The 20164-nt window shown below is 50.0% G+C and carries 15 protein-coding genes and 4 tRNA genes; 6 read left to right on the top strand and 13 right to left on the bottom strand.

Annotated features, from left to right (window positions below):
- The first annotated feature begins 2 nt into the window (after window positions 1–2).
- The gene (zur, locus tag ACEN2G_RS08040) at window positions 3–440 is read left to right on the top strand and encodes a zinc uptake transcriptional repressor Zur (protein ID WP_442020964.1); all 438 of its coding nucleotides are present in this window, start codon (window positions 3–5) and stop codon (window positions 438–440) included.
- A gap of 105 nt (window positions 441–545) precedes the next feature.
- Here zur and alr read toward each other — a convergent pair whose 3' ends face one another.
- Both alr and dnaB read right to left on the bottom strand, forming a co-directional pair.
- Window positions 546–1634: an alanine racemase gene (gene alr, locus ACEN2G_RS08035; protein ID WP_442020963.1), complete on the bottom strand. Its 1089-nt coding sequence runs from the start codon at window positions 1632–1634 to the stop codon at window positions 546–548.
- Between the two features lie 9 nt (window positions 1635–1643).
- On the bottom strand, window positions 1644–3038 hold the full coding sequence (gene dnaB, locus ACEN2G_RS08030; protein ID WP_442020962.1) for a replicative DNA helicase: 1395 nt from the start codon (window positions 3036–3038) through the stop codon (window positions 1644–1646).
- Window positions 3039–3249: 211 nt separating this feature from the next.
- Between dnaB and ACEN2G_RS08025 the strand changes: the two genes are divergently transcribed.
- Complete coding sequence (locus ACEN2G_RS08025) at window positions 3250–4131, top strand: Tim44 domain-containing protein (RefSeq protein WP_442020961.1); 882 nt, start codon at window positions 3250–3252, stop codon at window positions 4129–4131.
- A 514-nt stretch (window positions 4132–4645) separates the two neighbouring features.
- Here ACEN2G_RS08025 and ACEN2G_RS08020 read toward each other — a convergent pair.
- The 9 genes from ACEN2G_RS08020 to ACEN2G_RS07980 all read right to left on the bottom strand — a co-directional run bounded on the left by ACEN2G_RS08020 (window position 4646) and on the right by ACEN2G_RS07980 (window position 11491).
- A tRNA-Arg gene (locus ACEN2G_RS08020) sits at window positions 4646–4722 on the bottom strand.
- Window positions 4723–4767: 45 nt separating this feature from the next.
- Window positions 4768–4844, bottom strand: a tRNA-Arg gene (locus ACEN2G_RS08015).
- Window positions 4845–4899: 55 nt separating this feature from the next.
- Window positions 4900–4976, bottom strand: a tRNA-Arg gene (locus ACEN2G_RS08010).
- 6 nt (window positions 4977–4982) lie between these two features.
- A tRNA-Ser gene (locus tag ACEN2G_RS08005) sits at window positions 4983–5072 on the bottom strand.
- Window positions 5073–5230: 158 nt separating this feature from the next.
- On the bottom strand, window positions 5231–5422 hold the full coding sequence (gene csrA / locus ACEN2G_RS08000; RefSeq protein WP_442020960.1) for a carbon storage regulator CsrA: 192 nt from the start codon (window positions 5420–5422) through the stop codon (window positions 5231–5233).
- A 187-nt stretch (window positions 5423–5609) separates the two neighbouring features.
- Entirely contained in the window at window positions 5610–8234 is a 2625-nt protein-coding gene (gene alaS / locus ACEN2G_RS07995; protein WP_442020959.1) for an alanine--tRNA ligase, read from the bottom strand.
- A 681-nt stretch (window positions 8235–8915) separates the two neighbouring features.
- Window positions 8916–9383 carry a regulatory protein RecX gene (locus ACEN2G_RS07990; RefSeq protein ID WP_442020958.1) on the bottom strand — a complete coding sequence of 156 codons (468 nt, stop codon included), beginning with the start codon at window positions 9381–9383 and terminating at the stop codon, window positions 8916–8918.
- Between the two features lie 343 nt (window positions 9384–9726).
- Window positions 9727–10800, bottom strand: coding sequence for a recombinase RecA (recA, locus tag ACEN2G_RS07985; protein ID WP_442020957.1), 1074 nt, complete (start codon window positions 10798–10800; stop codon window positions 9727–9729).
- Between the two features lie 196 nt (window positions 10801–10996).
- Window positions 10997–11491: a CinA family protein gene (locus tag ACEN2G_RS07980; RefSeq protein WP_442020956.1), complete on the bottom strand. Its 495-nt coding sequence runs from the start codon at window positions 11489–11491 to the stop codon at window positions 10997–10999.
- A gap of 261 nt (window positions 11492–11752) precedes the next feature.
- Here ACEN2G_RS07980 and ACEN2G_RS07975 point away from each other — a divergent pair, with 261 nt between their 5' ends.
- Window positions 11753–12778, top strand: a complete 1026-nt coding sequence (locus ACEN2G_RS07975) for a sulfate ABC transporter substrate-binding protein (protein ID WP_442020955.1) — start codon at window positions 11753–11755, stop codon at window positions 12776–12778.
- Window positions 12779–13124: 346 nt separating this feature from the next.
- Here ACEN2G_RS07975 and ACEN2G_RS07970 read toward each other — a convergent pair whose 3' ends face one another.
- Window positions 13125–14057 carry a CysB family HTH-type transcriptional regulator gene (locus ACEN2G_RS07970; protein ID WP_442020954.1) on the bottom strand — a complete coding sequence of 311 codons (933 nt, stop codon included), beginning with the start codon at window positions 14055–14057 and terminating at the stop codon, window positions 13125–13127.
- A 351-nt stretch (window positions 14058–14408) separates the two neighbouring features.
- On the opposite strand from ACEN2G_RS07970, the gene ACEN2G_RS07965 reads away from it, so the two are divergent.
- On the top strand, window positions 14409–16529 hold the full coding sequence (locus tag ACEN2G_RS07965; RefSeq protein WP_442020953.1) for an AAA family ATPase: 2121 nt from the start codon (window positions 14409–14411) through the stop codon (window positions 16527–16529).
- Between the two features lie 179 nt (window positions 16530–16708).
- A complete protein-coding gene (locus ACEN2G_RS07960; protein WP_442020952.1) occupies window positions 16709–17746 on the top strand; it encodes a helix-turn-helix transcriptional regulator in 1038 nt (345 codons plus the stop codon).
- Between the two features lie 320 nt (window positions 17747–18066).
- Here ACEN2G_RS07960 and ACEN2G_RS07955 read toward each other — a convergent pair whose 3' ends face one another.
- Window positions 18067–18663 (bottom strand): hypothetical protein, encoded by a 597-nt coding sequence (locus tag ACEN2G_RS07955; protein ID WP_442020951.1) that lies wholly within the window; start codon window positions 18661–18663, stop codon window positions 18067–18069.
- Window positions 18664–19086: 423 nt separating this feature from the next.
- On the opposite strand from ACEN2G_RS07955, the gene ACEN2G_RS07950 reads away from it, so the two are divergent.
- The gene (locus ACEN2G_RS07950; protein WP_442020950.1) at window positions 19087–19764 is read left to right on the top strand and encodes a hypothetical protein; all 678 of its coding nucleotides are present in this window, start codon (window positions 19087–19089) and stop codon (window positions 19762–19764) included.
- The last annotated feature ends 400 nt before the right edge of the window (window positions 19765–20164 follow it).

The following is a 20164-nucleotide window of genomic DNA, read 5'->3' as shown; positions in this document are numbered from 1 at the left end:
ATATGTCTATTCCACAGCAGCTGGAGCGCGCCGATTTGCTGTGCAAACAGCGCGGGGTACGTTTTACTCCGACACGCCGCAATGTATTCATGCTCATCGCTGAGTATCAAGGGGCGGTAAGCGCCTATGACTTGTTAGATAGGCTGAAAGAGCGAGAGCCCAACGCTAAGCCACCCACTGTGTATCGGGCTTTGGATTTTTTGCTAGCTCAAGGATTTGTGCACAAGGTAGAGTCGCTAAATGCGTTTTTGTTTTGTGAACACTTTGACGAGCACCACCCGATGCAGCTGTTAATCTGCAATCAATGTGGTGTGGTGATTGAATTACACGATGACGCCATCAATCATGCCTTCGAACAGCAGGCAAAAGCCAATGGTTTTGTGATCACCAATCAGTCGATTGAAGCCCACGGCCAATGCCGCAGCTGCCAAGCTGTATAAGGTGAGGAGTGAGGCGTAAGGAGAGAAGCGTGGGGAGTGATGAATAAACCCATACTTGCAGGCTGGGTATTTACCCCTCTCACCTCACCCTTTACGCCTCACGAGCTAGTCAACATATTCCCAGCGTGGGCGTGCGGTTAAGCGCGTCACTAGCTCATAGGCGATGGTGCCCACGTGACGCGCAATTTCTTCGGCGGCCAAGCCGTCTCCCCACAGCAATACTTCATCCCCAACGCGCTCATCACCCTCGGGCCCTAAATCTACGGTCGCCATGTCCATGGCGACCCGGCCCACTAGCGGGTAACGACGGCCATTAATCAGCACTGGTGTGCCCGGTGGAGCCATACGCGGATAACCATCGCCATAACCCACGGCGATAACGCCAATGCGGGTATCTCTGGGGCTCACCCAACTGCCGGCATAGCCCACCGGCTCGCCGGCTTGGTGGCTGCGCACCGCAATCAAGCTGCTGACAAAGTTCATGGCAGGCTTTAAGCCTACGTCACTACCTTGCTGATCGCTAAAAGGCGTAATGCCATAGAGCATGATACCGGGGCGAATAAAATCCGCGTGCGCGTCTGGAAACGCCATTACGGCGGCAGAATTACAGAGCGCACTGTATTTTACCTTGCCTATGGTAGCTTGCTTAAAGCGTGCGATGGCTGACTCTGTAACACAGCGCTGCTCAGGTTCATCGGCTCGAGCAAAGTGGGTCATGGCATTCACAGGTTGCACTACTTGCTTAATGGCGCTTAAGCGCGCCAACGCTGCTTCGGCATGATCGGTACTAAAGCCAATGCGGTGCATGCCAGAGTCAATTTTTAACCACACATGAATAGGTGCCGCCAGCGGTGTGCGCTCTAATAGCGCCAGTTGCTCGTACTGATGAACACAGACGTGAAAATTATTAAGGGCAGCAAATTGCAGCTGTTCGGCGTTTAAGAAGCCAGAAAGCAATAAAATGGGTTGAATAAGGCCGCCGGCGCGCAGCTTTTGCGCCTCTTCAAAGCGGGCTACCGCAAACATGTCCGCCTCGTTTTTAAGGGCGGCAGCCACGCTCAAATCGCCATGGCCATAGGCATTAGCTTTCACTACCGCCATCACCTGCGCTTTGGGCGCCAATTGCTTAGCTCGGCGCAGATTATGTTGTACTGCGGCTAGACTGATGCGAGCAATAGCTCCGTGGGCATCCATCTTTGTTCCTTAATATTCATCATCATAGGCCGGCCCCGCATAATTATCGAAGCGCGAATATTGTCCCTGAAAGGTCAGCCGAACGCGGCCGATAGGACCATTTCGTTGCTTGCCTATTATAATCTCGGCAATGCCCTTTTCTGTGCTGTCGTCGTGATAAACCTCATCCCGATAAATAAACATGATCAAATCTGCATCTTGCTCAATAGAGCCTGATTCACGCAGATCCGAGTTGATGGGTCGTTTATCGGCACGCTGCTCTAGGCTTCGGTTTAGCTGCGACAACGCCACCACCGGCACTTCCAGCTCTTTAGCTAAGGATTTCAGCGAGCGGGATATTTCGGCAATTTCCAAGGTACGGTTATCCGCCAAGCCCGGCACCGACATCAACTGCAAGTAGTCGATCATGATCATGCTAATACCGCCATGCTCGCGCGCAATACGCCGCGCCCGTGCCCGCACTTCGGTGGGCGTGAGGCCCGAGGCATCATCAATATACAACTGGCCTTTTTCGAGCAGCATGCCCATGGTGGACGACAAGCGCGCCCAATCTTCATCATCTAACTGGCCGGTTCGGATCTTGGTTTGATCGATGCGTCCCAATGAGGCCAACATCCGCATAATAATCTGCTCAGAGGGCATCTCCAACGAGAAGATAAGCACGGGTTTATCACTGGTGAGAGCGGCGTGCTCACACAGGTTCATGGCGAAGGTAGTTTTACCCATAGAAGGTCGCGCGGCCACTATAATCAAGTCTGAGGACTGAAAACCCGCGGTCATTTTATCCAAGTCTTTATAGCCAGACGACACACCGGTAATGCCCTGATGGGGGTTTTTATAGAGCTCTTCTATTTTACCGACCGTCTTTTCCAGCAGGGTGCGTAATGGTTGCGGCCCTTCATTGGCGTTGGTGCGGCTTTCGGCAATCTTAAAGACTTTACTTTCGGCCAAATCAATCAAGGCACCCGCATTGCGCCCTTGAGGATCGAAGCCAGATTCGGCAATGTCATTGGCCACGGCAATCATTTCACGCACCAAGGCTCGCTCACGCACAATTTCTGCATAAGCACCTATATTGGCGGCACTGGGGGTATTTTTAGCGATTTCCACTAAGTATGAAAAACCACCTACAGTATCTAGCGCTTCGTGGCGCTCTAGCTCTTCTTGTACCGTGATCAAGTCAATCGGGTCATTGATCATGCTTAAGCGCTGCATGGCTTGAAAGATCAAACGGTGCGGTCGGCTATAAAAATCCGGCTCAGAGACTTTTTCCGACACTCGATCCCACGCATTGTTATCCAGCAGCAAACCACCCAGCACCGCTTGCTCTGCTTCAAAGGAGTGAGGTGGCATTTTTAACTGGGCTAGGGCGTGGTCGACTTTAGTGACGGTTTTCTCGCTCATGAACTTCTCTCTGCTATTAGCTATGACCAAGGCGTGGGTATTAGTCATGTGCCAGCATTGTACTGCGATACTAGGCTCAACATCTACGATAGTAAGGTGGCATCACATTTTGATGTTACTCTAGCGCACTACTGGCTGATTATTTGATCAGCAGTTGACATAACATGTCCCTGCTTTAGGATGTGCCTGTCTGTCATTCAAGGAAGTTAACATGCGTAAGTTGCTTACATTATTTACTCTTATTTTTGCGATTGGCATTACTGCCGCCGCGTTTGATGCCGAAGCCCGTAAAATGGGCGGCGGTCGCTCGTTTGGTAAGTCCTATAAAACAGCCCCCGCTCAACCTGCTAAGCAGAACACTGCTAACCAAGCCGGTCAAACTCAAACCCCGAAAAAATCCGGTGGCATGATGGGTGGCCTGTTAGGCGGCCTGCTGGCCGGTGGTTTATTGGCAGCCCTGTTTAGCTCAGGCGCCTTTGAAGGCTTTAAGATGATGGACTTTTTGCTCATCGCCGGCCTCGCCTTCGTCGCCTTTAAGATCTTTAGCACGCTGCGCAAAGGTAAAGCCCAAACCTCGCGGCCCGCTTACGGTGGCCCCCAGCAGTTTGAAACGCCTAAGCCATTTAGCCCAAGCCCTGCACCAGCAGATAGCAGCACGAATCCTAGCGCTACCGGCAGCAGCGGTTTTGCGCCAAGCGACGTGCCTTTTAACCTGCCTCCCGGTTTTGATATGCAAGCCTTCTTACAAGGCTCACGCGAGCATTACCGTACCCTGCAAGAGGCATGGAACACCAATGACTTGGAAAAGATCCGCGAATACGTTTCTCCAGAGCTGTTTGCTGATTTAAGCCAAGAGCGTGCCACCTTAACGGGTGATCAGCACACAGAAGTGATGTTTGTGGATGCAGAATTAGTGCGTGCCGACCATACCTCTTATCACGCTCAAGTAAGCTTGAAGTTCAGTGGTCGTTATCGCGATAGCCAAGAAGGCGTAGAGCAAGACATTACTGAAGTTTGGCATCTTGAGCGCGACTTAAACCAAGAGAACGCTCCTTGGTTAATCGTCGGCTTAGAAGATAACGCATCAGCATAAGTTAGCTAAATGATGGTAGAAGGCGCCTTAGGCGCCTTTTTTGTGTCTGAGTGTTAAGGATAATTTTGAATGGTGAATTAAACATTTATCCTTACACCCAGCTCCACCGCCACAAACATATTGCACGAATGTAGTCGCGTGCTTTAGCCGCGAAATCCTGCGCAGCAGGTTCTGGTGCAGCAAAGCTATTGCTTTACGATACCTGTTTTGTCTTGTTTCACCTTTTGCCAGCGCGTGGGTAGACAAGCTAAAAATGATAGGGCGGCACATGAAATATCGGAGCAAAGATATTGCTGCGCAGTATTGCACCGCCCAACACCGCGCCTACCGATGCCAGAGTTTTGGTAGGTAACAACTTATTTGTTACGATTTTTCCTAATTGTTTCAATCATCCTGCTTCACAGGAGCGGCGAATAAATTGCCGATTACAAGTGAACAGAAACGACAGCTACAGATAAAAACTATTCACAAATCCCAAACGCAAAAAAGCCTGCTCTAGGCAGGCTTCTTAATGTGGTGCACCCTGGAGGATTCGAACCTCCGACCGCTCGGTTCGTAGCCGAGTACTCTATCCAGCTGAGCTAAGGGTGCGGATAAAACTGTAAATTTTTCTTTATTTCAATCTGTACATTTAGATGGTGCACCTTGGAGGATTCGAACCTCCGACCGCTCGGTTCGTAGCCGAGTACTCTATCCAGCTGAGCTAAAGGTGCAGCGTTAAAATGTCTTACTCTTTTATAAGCAACACCAGATGTGTTACTTACGATATGGTGCACCCTGGAGGATTCGAACCTCCGACCGCTCGGTTCGTAGCCGAGTACTCTATCCAGCTGAGCTAAGGGTGCTAAATATGGCGGTGAGGGAGGGATTCGAACCCTCGATGCGGATTAACGCATACTCCCTTAGCAGGGGAGCGCCTTCAGCCACTCGGCCACCTCACCGGTTTGTGTGGCGTATATTACCGTCACACGAAAATATGTCAAACCCTTTTCTTACCTGTTTTGTTCACATGCACAGTCTTTATACACTTTGTGCTAAAAACCGTCATTTTGAACAAAAAACACCACATAATTACTTAAATAACTACTTAAATGGTTACTTAATAAGTCTCGTCTGCTGCGTTGCCTTTCTCGGCTTGTATGCGCATATAAATCTCTTCACGGTGCACAGATACTTCTTTGGGTGCATTTACACCGATACGAACCTGATTACCCTTCACACCCAATACGGTCACGGTCACTTCGTCACCTATCATCAAGGTTTCCCCTACTCGTCTGGTCAATATCAGCATCTGCTGCTCCTGTGGCTGCTATGTATTAGAAAAATTGTTATTTATTATCCGCTAAAGGGGTGCAAAAACCTAGCTTACTCTGTTAACAAATATCGTTAATCGTTACTAAAACAAGAGGCCTGTCACTGACAGGCCTCTTGGATTCACAACTTTAGTGCTTTGCGCTTATGATTTTACTCTTCACCTCTTACAAGCGTTCGGTTAGCCAAGGCGTAACTGAAGCCAAGGCAGCTGGCAGCTGAGCGGGCTCAGTGCCGCCGGCTTGCGCCATATCTGGGCGACCACCGCCCTTACCGCCCACTTGCTGGGCAACCAAGTTCACCAGCTCGCCGGCTTTTACCTTAGCGGTTAAGTCTTTGGTGACACCGGCAATCAGGCTTACCTTGCCGTAGTTAACGGTGGCCAATAGCACTATGCCAGACTGCAGCTTCACCTTAAGGTCATCCAAAGAGCCGCGCAGTGCTTGGCTCTCGGCGCCGTTAAGGTCTGCTATCAGTACCTTAGTGCCCTTAATCTCCACTACTTGCTCTAACAGCGCCGTGCCCGCTTGTGCGGTGAGCTTGGCTTTTAACTGCTCGATTTCTTTTTCTAGCTGACGGCTGCGATCCAGTGTTTGCTTCACCTTATCGGCGACGGAGAATAAGTCACCTTTTACTAAACCGGCGGTTTGTGCCAATTCGCTGTTCAGTTGATGCAGGTAGGCGATGGCGGCATCACCGGTTACGGCTTCGATGCGACGAATACCGGCGGCAATGCCACTTTCTGACAAGATCTTGAATAAGCCGATATCACCGGTGCGTTGTACGTGCGTACCGCCGCACAGCTCGGTAGACGCATCGCCCATGGAGACCACGCGCACTTCGTCATCGTACTTTTCACCGAACAGCGCCATGGCACCGGCATTTTTAGCGCCGTCAAGATCCATGAGCTGAGTGGCGACCGCATGGTTAGCACGAATGTCTTTGTTCACCATGTCTTCAACTTCACGCAACTCGGCGGCCGTCATGCCCTCAAGGTGCGAGAAGTCAAAGCGCAGGCGCTCAGGATCCACCAAGGAGCCTTTTTGCGTCACATGCTCACCCAACAGCTTGCGCAGGCTAGCGTGCAGCAAATGCGTCACCGAGTGATTCAGTGCGATCGCTTTACGACGATAGCTGTCTACGGCCGCCGTGACTGCATCACCCACTTCTAAGGTGCCAAGCTCCAATGTGCCCAGATGCAAGACGCCATTGCCGGCTTTTTTGGTGTCTTTTACCACAAACAGGCCATTATCCAGTTTGAGCACACCACTGTCGCCCACCTGGCCGCCAGACTCGCCGTAGAATGGCGTTTGATCCAGTAAGATAGCGCCCTCTTCACCGGCGATTAACGCCGTTACCGGCTCGCCTTCTTTATAGATGGCGGTGACATTGGCAGATTCGGCCAATTGCTCGTAACCGATAAAGTCGGTGTTGCCTTCTACCTTCAAGGTCTTGTTGTAATCCACACCAAAGTTTGAGGCTTCTTTGGCGCGCGCGCGCTGCTGCTGCATCAAAACTTCGAAGCCGGCTTCATCTATGCTCAGCTCGCGGTCACGCATCACATCGGCGGTTAAGTCAGCCGGGAAGCCGTAAGTATCGTAGAGCTTAAATACCACTTCACCTGGCAACACCTTGGCATCGCCCAGCTCACCAATGGCATCTTCTAACAACTGCAAACCACGACCCAAGGTGCGCGCAAACTGCTCTTCTTCTAAGCGCAGTACTTTTTCGATAATGGCGCGCTGGGTGTTCAGCTCAGGATAGGCATCAGACATCTGCTCGCACAGTGCACCTACTAGCGTGTAGAAAAACGACTGCTCCGCACCCAACTTACGGCCATGGCGCACGGCGCGGCGAATAATACGGCGTAGCACATAGCCGCGACCTTCGTTGGAGGGCATAACGCCATCGGCAATTAAGAAAGAGCATGAGCGAATATGATCCGCGATCACCCGCAGCGATTGGCTGCTTAAGTCGTCGGTGCCCACGGCCTTGGCGGCGGCTGTGATCAGCGCCTGAAACAGGTCGATTTCGTAGTTAGAGTGCACGCCTTGCAAGATAGTCGCGATGCGCTCTAACCCCATGCCGGTATCCACAGACGGCTTAGGTAGCGGCTCCATGGTGCCGTCCGCATGACGGTTAAACTGCATGAACACTAGGTTCCAGATTTCGATATAACGGTCGCCGTCTTCTTCTGGGCTGCCCGGAGGACCACCCCAAATCTGTTCGCCGTGATCGTAAAATATTTCGCTACAAGGGCCACAAGGTCCGGTATCGCCCATGGTCCAAAAGTTATCAGACTGGAACTCGCCGCCCTTGTTGTCGCCAATACGCACTATGCGCTCTTCTGGCACGCCCATTTTTTTGGACCAAAGTTCGAAGGCTTCGTCATCGGTGGCGTAAACGGTCACCCACAACTTCTCTTTAGGCAGCTGCACCACTTCGGTCAAAAACTCCCAAGCAAAACGAATTGCATCTTGCTTGAAGTAGTCACCGAAGCTGAAGTTACCCAGCATTTCGAAGAAGGTGTGGTGGCGGGCTGTGTAGCCCACGTTTTCCAGATCGTTATGCTTGCCACCGGCACGCACACAGCGCTGCGAGCTGGTCGCCTTGGTATAGGCTCTTTGCTCTAACCCTAAAAACAGATCCTTAAATTGGTTCATACCGGCGTTGGTAAACAGCAAGGTAGGATCGTTATGGGGAACCAGTGAGCTGGAGCTCACTACTTGGTGGCCTTGTTGGCGAAAATACTCGAGAAACGCGGTGCGTAACTCAGATGTGGTCATCTGCATGGATAATCCTGTTCTATCACTCGGTTCATAGGCGTTAACCCAGCTAATTTAAAAGGTATCTGCGCCAATGTAAAACGCAGCCTGACTTTTGCCGGCGTTTAAGGAAGTTAACAGCAGAATAACAGCTAAGTAGTTCGTCGTAACCTCTGTGGGCTTTTAAGAGCTACAGACAAGAGCTAGGGATATTTCTGCCACGGAAAAAGTTCTGAAATCACGGACGCAGTTCACGGGCGGCAAGTATTGATAGCGCTAATACCAATCAAAGTAAGTATGTGATCGGTTTTCATTAAGGCAAAAACTAAAGATCAAAGACTATTTTTGCCACGGAAGAACACAGAAGGCACGGACGAAGTTCACGTGCGACAAGTGATCAATACTGCATATGATAAGAGCTCCTCTCGTTCAGGTTGTGATGTTTCGCTCTTACCCATACCGTGGTCTTTTCAGATCTGATCACTATTTTTCCGTGGGTTCCGTGGCAAAAAGGTTTTGATCAGTTAGTTTTACAGATTGGTATAAGCGCCAAGCTAACATATAAACACCGCCCTTAGTCTAGCTTGGTGCTAGGCGCTTGGTGCTGCTTTAAACTTTCAGATTTGATCACTATTGTTCCGTGTTCTTCCGTGGATTCCGCGGCAAAAATGGTTTGGCCTTTAACTGATAGCTGCCGAAGACACCTACTCAGTCTGGCTCGGTTTCTAGCGCGTAGCGTACTTGTTCACTATTAAAACCCCGACTTTGTAAGTAGCGCACTCGTTTGGCCTTCTCTTTAATGTCATCAATCTCGCGGCCGCGAAAGCGCGACTCATAACAGGCCAAGGCCTGTTCAAACCAATCAGTTTCATCTTCTGCTAATGCCAGCTCAATGATATGTTCGTCCACGCCTTTGCGCTTTAGCTCCATGCGAATGCGCATAGGGCCGTGTCTCTTTAACACATGTTGGCGCACTTGAATGCGGGCAAAGCGTTCATCACACAGCCATTGCTGCTCGACTAACTTATCGAGGGCGGCTTCGATCAGCTCATTATCAAATTGGCGTAGCCGCAGTTTTTGCGCCAGCTCAAGACGGCTATGATCACGGCGCGATAACAGGCCTAAAGCCGAATGCCACAAAGCTTGCTGGGTCAGTTTTTCTGGGTCTTTAATCATGATTTAGAGTGTAAGGGGTGAAGGGAAAAGAGTGAAGGGGATGAGCTAAAACCAAGCAAGATCGAAAGATATTTTTGCCACGGAAGAACACGAAACTCACGGACATAGTTCACAAGCGACGAGTGATAAAAGCCTTAAGGGTTAGATCTAACTATTAAGATCACTTTCGGATCTGATCTCTATTCTTACGTGCGTTCAGAGTTCTTCCGTTGCCAAGAAGCCTTTAAGCTCTGGGGTTGGTTTAACCCTTCACCCTTAACGCCTCACTCCTCACGCAGTTCCAGACACATAAAAAAGGCCGGGAGTTCCCAGCCTTGATTGTTCAACGTCGTTCTAAATAACGTTAGAAGTCTTCTTCTTTTTCGTCTTCAGCCACTGGGTTACCCAATGCGCCTGGCGCATCTTCTACTTTCACTTTTTCTTCACCGGGTTTAAGCAGCAGCAAGTCACGCAGCTTAGCTTCAATCTCATCGGAGATGTGCTTATGCTCTAACAAGTACTTGATAGAGTTGGCTTTACCTTGGCCAATCTTCTCGCCTTGGTAGCTGTACCAAGCACCGGCTTTATCGACAAACTTGTGCTTCACGCCCAGCTCAATCAGCTCGCCTTGCTTAGAAATACCTTCGCCGTAAATAATCTGGAACTCGGCTTGTCTAAAGGGCGGTGCCACTTTGTTTTTCACGACTTTAACGCGGGTTTCGTTACCCACTATTTCGTCGCCCTCTTTCACGGCACCAATACGACGGATGTCCAAGCGCACAGAAGCGTAAAACTTCAAGGCGTTACCGCCTGAGGTGGTTTCTGGGCTACCAAACATAACGCCGATTTTCATGCGGATCTGGTTGATGAAAATCACCAAGCAGTTGGCGGCTTTAATGTTACCGGTCAATTTACGCAGCGCTTGCGACATCAAACGGGCTTGCAGGCCTACGTGTGAGTCACCCATTTCGCCTTCAATTTCGGCGCGAGGCGTTAATGCCGCCACAGAGTCGATAATGATCACGTCTACGGCGCCTGAGCGCACTAACATGTCACAAATTTCCAGTGCTTGCTCGCCGGTATCGGGCTGAGAAATCAGCAAATCATCGACGTTAACGCCAAGCTTGGCGGCATAAAGAGGGTCTAGCGCATGCTCAGCATCCACGAAGGCACACACTTTACCTTCACGCTGTGCTTCGGCAATCACTTGCAACGTCAGCGTGGTTTTACCGGAGGATTCTGGTCCGTAAATTTCAACCACACGCCCCATAGGCAAGCCACCAATACCCAGCGCTATATCCAGTGACAAAGAGCCCGTAGAAACGGCATCTATGTTCAAGGCTTTGTTGTCACCTAAGCGCATGATGGAGCCTTTACCAAATTGCTTTTCAATTTGGCCAAGGGCGGCGGCTAGGGCTTTTTCTTTGTTTGGATCCATGAGTGCTCCGCGGATTAACTAATGCGTCTAAAATTTATAGGTCGAGTATACTGGTTATTCGTACAGTATCAAGCCTGTATATTTATCTAAAGCTGATTGCTAAACGACCTTAAGTTTAGATAAGGTCGCTCTGTTATTGATGCAGCTTAGCACCTAGGCCGTTCGCCTATGGCTGCACAGCTTAACTTAGTAACGCTTAACTTAGTAACGCTAAGCAATCGGTTAAGGCCGCCACTATGGTTTGCTGGCGCACCGCGTGGCGATCACCTTTCAGCTGCAATAAGCGAGTGTGGACTTTATCTTCTTTCGCCAGATAACAGGCCAACCATACGGTGCCCACCGGTTTTTCTGGGCTGCCGCCGTCTGGGCCCGCTACACCACTTACCGCCACGCCTAAGTCATCACCATTTTGTGCACAAGCGCCTTTGGCCATGGCGATCACTACCGCTTCACTCACAGCTCCTTGGCTGGCTATCACACTGGCGTCCACACCCAACATCTCGGTTTTGGCGGCGTTAGAATAGGTAACGAAACCGCGCTCAAACCAGGCCGAACTGCCAGCTATGTCTGTGATACTACAAGCAATACCGCCACCGGTACAGGACTCAGCCGTGGTGATGGTCAGGCCTTGTCTTAATAAACGCTCCCCCAGTTGTTGGGCGAGTGGCAGTGTCAATTCGGTCTGATTCAAGATCCTCTCCTCAATAGCGGCTATCGACTTTATTATGCCAAGGCTTAGCCATCAGGCCAACGTGCCGGCTAAATACGACAGTAATAAGGCTTAACTTATACCATTAAGTGCTTATTCATTTTAAAGATAAGAATCTATTTTTTATATCGTTTTTTAAGATTAAGCCCTGCCCTAGTATGGATTTCAGACCGAGGTACGCAGTAAAACCGCCTCCTTAAATAAATCTAACTCACGTATTTCCATACTCAGCAGGAGCTAATCATGTCTACATTAACGCGCAATCTTAAAAAACTAACCCTAGCTGGCTTATTGTCTGTCACCGCCTTTAACGGCTTAGCGGCAGAGGCCATTACCTTACTCAACGTCTCTTACGACCCTACTCGTGAGCTGTATCGTGAATATAACCAGTGGTTTAGCGATAAGTGGCAAGCCGAGCACGACCAAACCGTCACCATTCGTCAATCCCACGGCGGCTCAGGCTCGCAAGCCCGTGCGGTAATCGATGGCCTAAAAGCAGACGTAGTCACCTTGGCACTGGCCTATGACGTGAATGCACTGCGCGAAAAAGCCGACTTAATTCCGGCAGATTGGCAGTCGAAGCTGGGTAATAACAGCTCGCCTTACACCTCGACCATAGTGTTGTTGGTACGCAAAGGAAACCCAAAACAAATCAAAGATTGGGACGACTTAGTTCGTGAAGATGTGTCTGTGATCACCCCTAACCCGAAAACTTCCGGCGGCGCCCGTTGGAACTACTTAGCCGCCTGGGGCTATGCGCTAGACAAATATGGTAGCGAGCAAGCCGCTTACGAGTTCGTGGAAAAGTTGTTTAAAAACGTGCCTGTGCTCGACGCCGGCGCCCGAGCCTCTACTAATACCTTCGTGCAGCGCGGCTTAGGCGATGTGTTTATCGCTTGGGAAAATGAAGCCTTCTTAGCGGTCGAAAAACTGGGCAAGGGACAATTTGAAATAGTGGTGCCCTCCATCAGCATATTAGCGGAGCCCCCAGTGGCGGTAGTGGATGCCAACGTGAAGCGTAAAGGCACGGATGTGGTGGCCGAGGCTTACCTGCAAGGCTTGTACTCCGATGATGCGCAGCGCTTAGCCGGTCGTCACTACTATCGCCCGTCTAACGCCGCCATTGGCCAAGAATTTGCCAAGCAGTTTCCCGAATTAAAGCTGTTCAAAGTCGATGAGATCTTCGGTGGCTGGGATAAGGCCCAAAAAGTGCACTTCAGTGATGGCGGCAAGTTCGACACTATCCTCGCCAGCTTCGCTAACCGTTAAGCACGACTTTGACTACAACGCTTAACTTCCACAATACTTAATCCCTACAACAAGAGGCCCATATTGGGCCTCTTTCATCGGAGCGCCTCCATATCTCATGCCTCTCGTCGTGCGTGCGTCATACCCGGTTTTGGTTTAACGCTGGGATGTTCGTTGCTGTATTTGACCTTTATCTTGCTGATCTCCATCGGCAGCCTGTTGCTCTACACCAGCCTGATGAGTGGGGATGAATGTTGGAACGCCGTCAGCCATCCGCAAGTAGTGGCCTCTTAACAAGTTATCGTTTTCAGCCGCAATATAAAAAGGAGGCCGAGGCCTCCTTTGAGTTTGTTAACGTCTTGGTACTTTATTCAACCACACCGAAAATGGCTTCATCAATACTTTCTCGCTTTAAGCCATGACTGCATAAGCTCAAAAAATCATACACATAGCTGCGCAAATAGGCACCGCGGCGCACACCCAAATAGGTGGTGTTATTAGGAAACAAATGCCCGCCATCGAGCAGCGTTAAGCCCACATCGCGACGCTCATCAAAGGCCATGGAGGCTAAGATGCCAATCCCTAATTCTAAGTCGACGTAGGTTTTGATCACGTCCGCATCCAGCGCCGACATGGCGATCTCCAGCTCAATGTCCGCTTGGCGGAAAGCCTCATCGATATTGTTTCGCCCGGTATAGCCTTCGTGATAGGTGATCACCGGATAGGCGGCAATGTCGGCTAAGGTCAGCGAGGTTAATTGGCAAAGCGGATGGGTATCGGGCACCACCACGCTGTGATGCCAATCGTAATAAGGGAAGCAGGCAAAATGGCGGCTATTGGCCAACAAGCCTTCGGTGGCGATACCCACGTCCACTTCACCGGCCTTTAATAGCTCCACAATTTCATCGGGCCCACACTGGTGCAACACCAACTTCACCTTAGGGAAGCTCTGCTGAAATTGCTTTAACAAGGCAGGTAGGCGATAACGGGCCTGAGTATGGGTGGTGGCGATACGCAGGCTACCGCTGTCGCTGTGCACAAATTGATCGGCGGCGTGGCGCATATTATCCAGCTCCGCCATGATGCGCTCCACCGAGCCCAGCACAATTTCACCGGCTTCGGTGAGCCCCAACAAGCGTTTGCCGCGCCGCTCAAACAAGGTCACGCCCAGCTCTTCTTCTAAGTCACGCAGGTGTTTACTGACCCCAGACTGAGACGTAAACAAGGCAGCAGACACGGCAGTGAGATTAAATTGCCGACGCGCCGTTTCGCGCACTATTCTTAACTGCTGTAAATTCATAATGCTATTTTAAACTCCGACACTTATTCATTTATGGAATATATAATCGATTCCATATGCCCATAAATAACATTTCGGGCTATGCATAGCACTTATCGTGTGATGGCAATCATGACCATAATGATTTGAGCCGAATGGATTGCTCAAGCTGCCAAGCCACCGACTATGCCCTGCCACAACACCACGAGTGCAAAGATTACTGAAACTAACCAGATCGCGAGCCGACCCTTGCTTCTATTCAATCTTTAACTCCTCACTATTCACGCCTTGCTCCTCACCGCTCATAGCAGGCGACACCAAATGACGTTTAAGACTTGTACTCTTATGGTTCCAATCCAAGAAGGAGTTGTTATGTCAGCGCCCCGCCCTATTCCTGAATTTTTGCGTAAGAAAAGCCTGCCTAAGAACACGTCCGAGCCCTGCTATGCGCCCTTGCCTATGCTGTGGGCGCTGCGCTTACTGGTATTAGGCGGTGGCGTAAAAATAGGCTTAAGCAAACGCCGCCATGATTTAGACGACTTCTTACAAACCCTAGCCCCAGATCAGGAGGCAAATGAGCTCACGCCTAGCCAGATAATGTCCCTATTAAAGGCCGCCTTAAGCGAGTTAGAGAGTAGCCACATTGTGATACCGGCCCCGCTTAACACTAACTTGCAGCAGTTGGGCGCAAGCCTTGGCCTTAACGAGCTAAGCCAAGAAATAGTGGCGTTTTTAGTCTTAATAGAACAAGAAAATGCCCTTAGCCAAGCCATGGGCTTATTTTATTCCCATACGGTGGGCACTCAGCAACTGGTTAATTTATTAGCCGTGGCACTGGCACAACCGCGCCGCCAAGTGGCCAGTGCTTTGGCTGCAGGCAGCCCCTTACTGAGCTGTGGCTTAGTGGAAATCGCCTACCACGGCCAAGGCCTGACGCTTATGACAGGCCTCGAAGACGTGCTGCTTTATGAACAAGACGGGCCTTTAAGCTTATTGCAGGCGTTTTCTAGCCACAATCACCCAACTGTATTAACGCTTGATGATTTCGCCCATTTGCAGCCTTTTATCGACCAACTCAGCCGCTATTTAGCGCGTAATAACCAAAAACCACAAAGCGGTGTGAATATCTTACTCTACGGCGCACCAGGCACCGGCAAAACCGAGCTCACGCGGGCGCTGGCGGCGCACTTATGCTGCGTTCTACATGAAGTGAAATTTGCCAATCTGCAGGGTGAAGCACTGAACGGCCGCGAGCGTTTTGCCCGCTACCAGATCTGTCAGCAAGTGCTACGCACCAACGCTCACAGCCTAGTGCTGTTTGATGAAGTAGAAGATGTGTTTAATGAGCGCATCAGCCAAGGTCAAAAGGCGTGGGTGAACCGCCTGCTTGAAGAAAACCCGCGCCCCGCTTTTTGGCTAAGCAATGATATTTCAGAATTAGACGCCGCCTTTATTCGCCGCTTTGATTTGGTGCTGGCTATGCCTGAACTCACCACCACGGCTCGGCTTAATATCGCCAAGCGCTTGCTCGGCTCTTTAAACGTCAGCCAGCCTTGGTTAGCGCAACTGGCCAAACAGCCACAGCTGCAGCCCGCGCATTTAGCGCGCGCCGCCAAGGTAGTGAGCAAATTGGGTTATCGCAAAGCAGAAAAAATAGAGGCCGCCATGGAAGAGTTATTAGCAAACTTATACCAAGCCTTAGGTTTTCGTTGGCAGCGCTTAAATCAGGCGGTCACGCCCTGTTTATTTAATCCAGCCCTGTGCGCAACCGACATGCTATTAACGCCTATGATCGAAGGCTTAGCCCGCAGCGGCATGGGGCGCATTTGTTTATTCGGCCCACCGGGCACCGGAAAAACGGCCTTGGCTCGTCATTTAGCCGCTAGCTTAAATAAGCCTTTAGTCGCCAAAAAAGCCTCCGACTTACTCGATGCCTATTTAGGCGGCACCGAACAAAAGCTAGCGGCCGCCTTTGCTGAAGCTACCGAGTGTGGCGGAGTGCTATTAATCGATGAGGCAGATAGCTTATTAGCTAATCGCGCCGGTGCGGTACGTAGCTGGGAAGTGAGTCAGATCAATGAGTTATTGGTTCAAATGGAGCAATATAACGGTATTCTAGTGATGGCCACTAACTTTATGAGTCATTTAGACAGCGCCGCCTTACGCCGTTTTGATTTTAAAATTCGTTTTAATTTTTTTAATACTGAGCAAGCATGGCAATATTTTAATACCCAGCTTGGATTGAGCCAGTGCTTAAGCTTGGGCTCAGGCTTGAACATCAATCAGCAATTTTATGAACAAAAAGTGGCGCACTTATATCCGCTACTGTGCAAGCTCAGCCAATTAACGCCCGGGGATTTTGCCACAGTGGCACGCCGTCATAAGGTGATGGGCGAAAAGCTCAGCCCAGACAGTTTATTGGCAGGCTTGCAGCAAGAGCACAGCCTAAAAACCGCCGACCAAAGTAAGCCCATTGGCTTTTTAACTAGTTAGGGGTGAAGGGTGAAGAGTAAAGAGGACAAGCCAAACACAGATCGGTGTTTACCTCGTTCTCATGCTCTGCGTGGGAATGCAGATCGGGTCGCTCTGCGACCACTTTGAGTTTGCTTTAACGTATGGCGTAAAGCGTATAACGTACCGCTGTATTTTTCAGACCTCCACCAAGGAACACCATGGCAACGCAACACGACACGCTGATTCGCTATATCACTATGTTACAGCTGATCCCGCGGGCGCCGCAGTTCAAGGCCACCACCACGCTGCGCGATTTGCTGGCGGATCGCGGTTTTCACGTCAACCTGCGCTCTATTCAACGGGATCTCGACAAGATGTCGCTGCACTTTCCGCTAAAGTGTGACGATAAAGAACGCCCTTATCGCTGGTCATTTGATGCCGGTTATAAAAGCAATTTACCGGCGCTCGACACCGCCACGGCACTCACTTTGGTCTTGGCGGAAGAGTACTTAAAAAGCCTATTGCCCCAAATTGCCATCGACCGCCTTAGCCCGCAGTTTGACGAGGCCCGTAAGTTTCTCGATGGCCTGCAAACCAACGGTTACGCCAGCTGGGCCCGCCAAGTGCGCGCCATTCCTAATGGCAAAGCCTTATTACCCGCCGCCATCTTGCCGCATATTTGGCAAGGGGTGAGCGACGCACTGTTAAACCGCCAAGCCATAGCCGTGCAGTATTTAAGCCGCCAACAAGGCGAGGTAAAACCCTTTATTTTGCATCCCCAAGGATTAGTGGTACGCCACAGCGTCAGCTATTTATTGGCGACCGTAAATGAGTATGACGATATTCGCCAATTTGCGCTGCATCGTATTCAAGATCTAAAAGAAAGCCTAAGCACGTATCGCAGCCACCCCGACTTTAGCGTGGAGGCTTATATAGCCGAAGGCGCCTTCGGTTATCCGCTGGACCAACAGCACGTGCAGCTAGTCGCCAACATAGACAAAGCCATCGCCTGGCTATTAACGGAAACCCCGATTAGCCAACAGCAGCAGTTATCTGAACCCGACGCCAACGGCTGGGTCACGCTCACCGCCACAGTGCCTAACGATCAACAAACCCAATGGTGGATCATGGGCTTTGGCGCCCGCATTCAAGTGCTGCAACCCAGCACTTGGCGCGAAGCTATCATAGAGCAGGCGCAGAAGATGGTGGAGCAGTATCAATCAGCGCCGAGCGCCCAGCGCCCAGCGCCAAGCTAAAGATTAAAAACGGTGAAGGGTAAAGAGGACAAGCAAACCACAACACCCACCTTGCATTCTTAATGCCTGTGTAGCTGCGCGGTGTTTTCTGTAGGCACTGCTTCAGCTGTGCAATGTTGCGTAGCAATATCCTGCAGTGTTTTCTGTAGTCCCACGCTTTAGCTGTGGGTCTTGCGAAGCAAGATTGTTTTTCTTTAACTGACGGCTTACAGCTCCTCGAAGGGCCAGCCGTCTTCCTGAACTTACTTCAGGATCTCGCTCTAGTGTTTGATGTTTTTCTTTAAGCTGGGCGCTCTGCGCTGCCCTTAGAACCTAAAAACTCACACAGCACTTAAACGGCTGGTATCTAATACGGGCGGATAACTGGCATCGCCCCACAGTGCATCGGCATTATCCATCATAATGCCGATAATCATGGGCACCACATCACCCAAAATGGCATTAGCATCTTTCAGTTGCTGGCGATTTATACTGCTGTTCCAAGTAGCACCGCCGTGGATCAGCTGATTACGTAAGGTATAAAGTCGATTGAATACCACGCTTAATACCAAAGAGGTATTTTCACTGGCTAGCGCCACGTTGGCTGCACTTTTAGCCGCAGCAAAACGCGATTGCCACTCGTCACCAGATGCCAAGCCATTGGAGTGATCCCAAAACGGCTGATACACATAAATGTTATCCAGCAGCACCCGAATCGCCCCAGAATAACGCTTCCACACTAGGCTGTATAATTGCTGTTCGGTATCTAAATTCACAAGCTTTTCTAAATAGCGATTAAAACGCTCACCTTCAAACACACGCTGTTCACCCAGCTCATTAGCATAAGCGGCATTAAAGGCAATCCACAGAAAAATAAAGCGGCCATCTTGGTCTTCACTTTGCTCCGCCCTGTCCAACCAACTTAACGCCCTGTGCACCCGCAATCCTAAACCATCGGGATAATTCCCTCGCTCAGCCCGTGACGATTTTTTAAGCTTTTAAAGTTTTCCATTTATGTTCCCCATAACAATTCCGCACCAACATAACAGAGAACCACAACACCAAATCTATTTATAAGCTTAAAAAACAACCTAAAACAGCTTCTAATGATCTAGATTCTCAAATTTCATATCTATAGTCGCATAATGCAGTCTAGTAGCTAGAGGGCATATTAAAAATTTGGCATAGTAGCAAACACTAAATGTAAAAAGGCGACATGAATTACCGCCTGAGTTTTTTATACTGATATTTATAAAGTCAGCAAGATAATGGTCAGGCAGTCTAAAACCGTGCTCTCTCTAATTATGCATCGAAGATGCTTTGCATACGTTAGGCTCAGCCATCAATAACAAGGGATAAACATGAATAAGAAACTGAGCACATTTATCACGCCGTTAATACTTAGTGCGGCTTTACTGGCTGCACCCGCTTTTTCTCAAGGCCTAGAGCTAGAAGCAAAAGTGCCAGGCACACTGCAAGGCGAGCTGGGTTACGCCAGCATGAAGTATTGGGTAACCACCGCTGATGGCACCGTGGTGCAGCTATGGTCTGATACTGAGGTTGATGAAAACCTGACCGGCAAGAGCGGCCAGCAGGTAAGTTTGAATGGTGCGACTGTTACTTACAGTGATGGCAGTGTGTATTTTTCGCCTAAATTTGCAGCACAAGCAGCTAAAGCAGCGCTCGAGTTTACTATCGACAAGAATGAATACGATGATGTGATACGCATTCAACTAGATGGCCAGACTATTAGCAGCGTCAATGATTATTACACCGCCAGTATCGATAAAGAATTCACGACCAGTAATGGTAAAGTTGCGCTAATCCAGCTTGGTAGCGGCGGTACTGCCTGCCCTGCTGAGTATATGTTGGTGATCGCTCGACACGATGCACAGCCATTAGTCACTCCAACGTTTGGCACTTGCAGCGACATACCCGAGATCACCACTAAAGGTGAAGATATTTTTATGAACTTCCCAGGCAACCCCGACGAAAAATGGGCATGGGATCACAGCGCATATCGCTTGTACAAGCAATAACCCACTAGCCGATTAGTCCTTGTTTCACTCGCTGCTACCTATTGCGGTAGCAGCGAGTGGCGTTGGCGCACTTAACTCACTGAGAGGCTACAAGGTAGCTGAACAATCTAATGGTAGATTAGTGCTCAAAAGGAAATAGCTATATCTGGACTCTTCCCCGGCCCGCCGTACTTTTTATATGCAAAAGCTGTGAGCACAGATTCACTAGAATAATAAAACTGGGTCTTATATGCCCGAAATGTAATTCGCTACGGGTGGTTAGTGACCCGACTATTTGTAAGTAATCTAAACCTGATCCGGCGCTGCCGGATTTCGCGGCTAAAGCGCGCGACTACCGCAAAGCAATATATAAAGTTAGGCGCCGGCATTGGTTTTATCCTTAGCTGATCGCTTAAAGCCG

Source organism: Oceanisphaera sp. W20_SRM_FM3 (assembly GCF_052119705.1).
Lineage (GTDB): Bacteria > Pseudomonadota > Gammaproteobacteria > Enterobacterales > Aeromonadaceae > Oceanimonas.
This window is presented reverse-complemented; position numbering and strand designations above follow the sequence as displayed.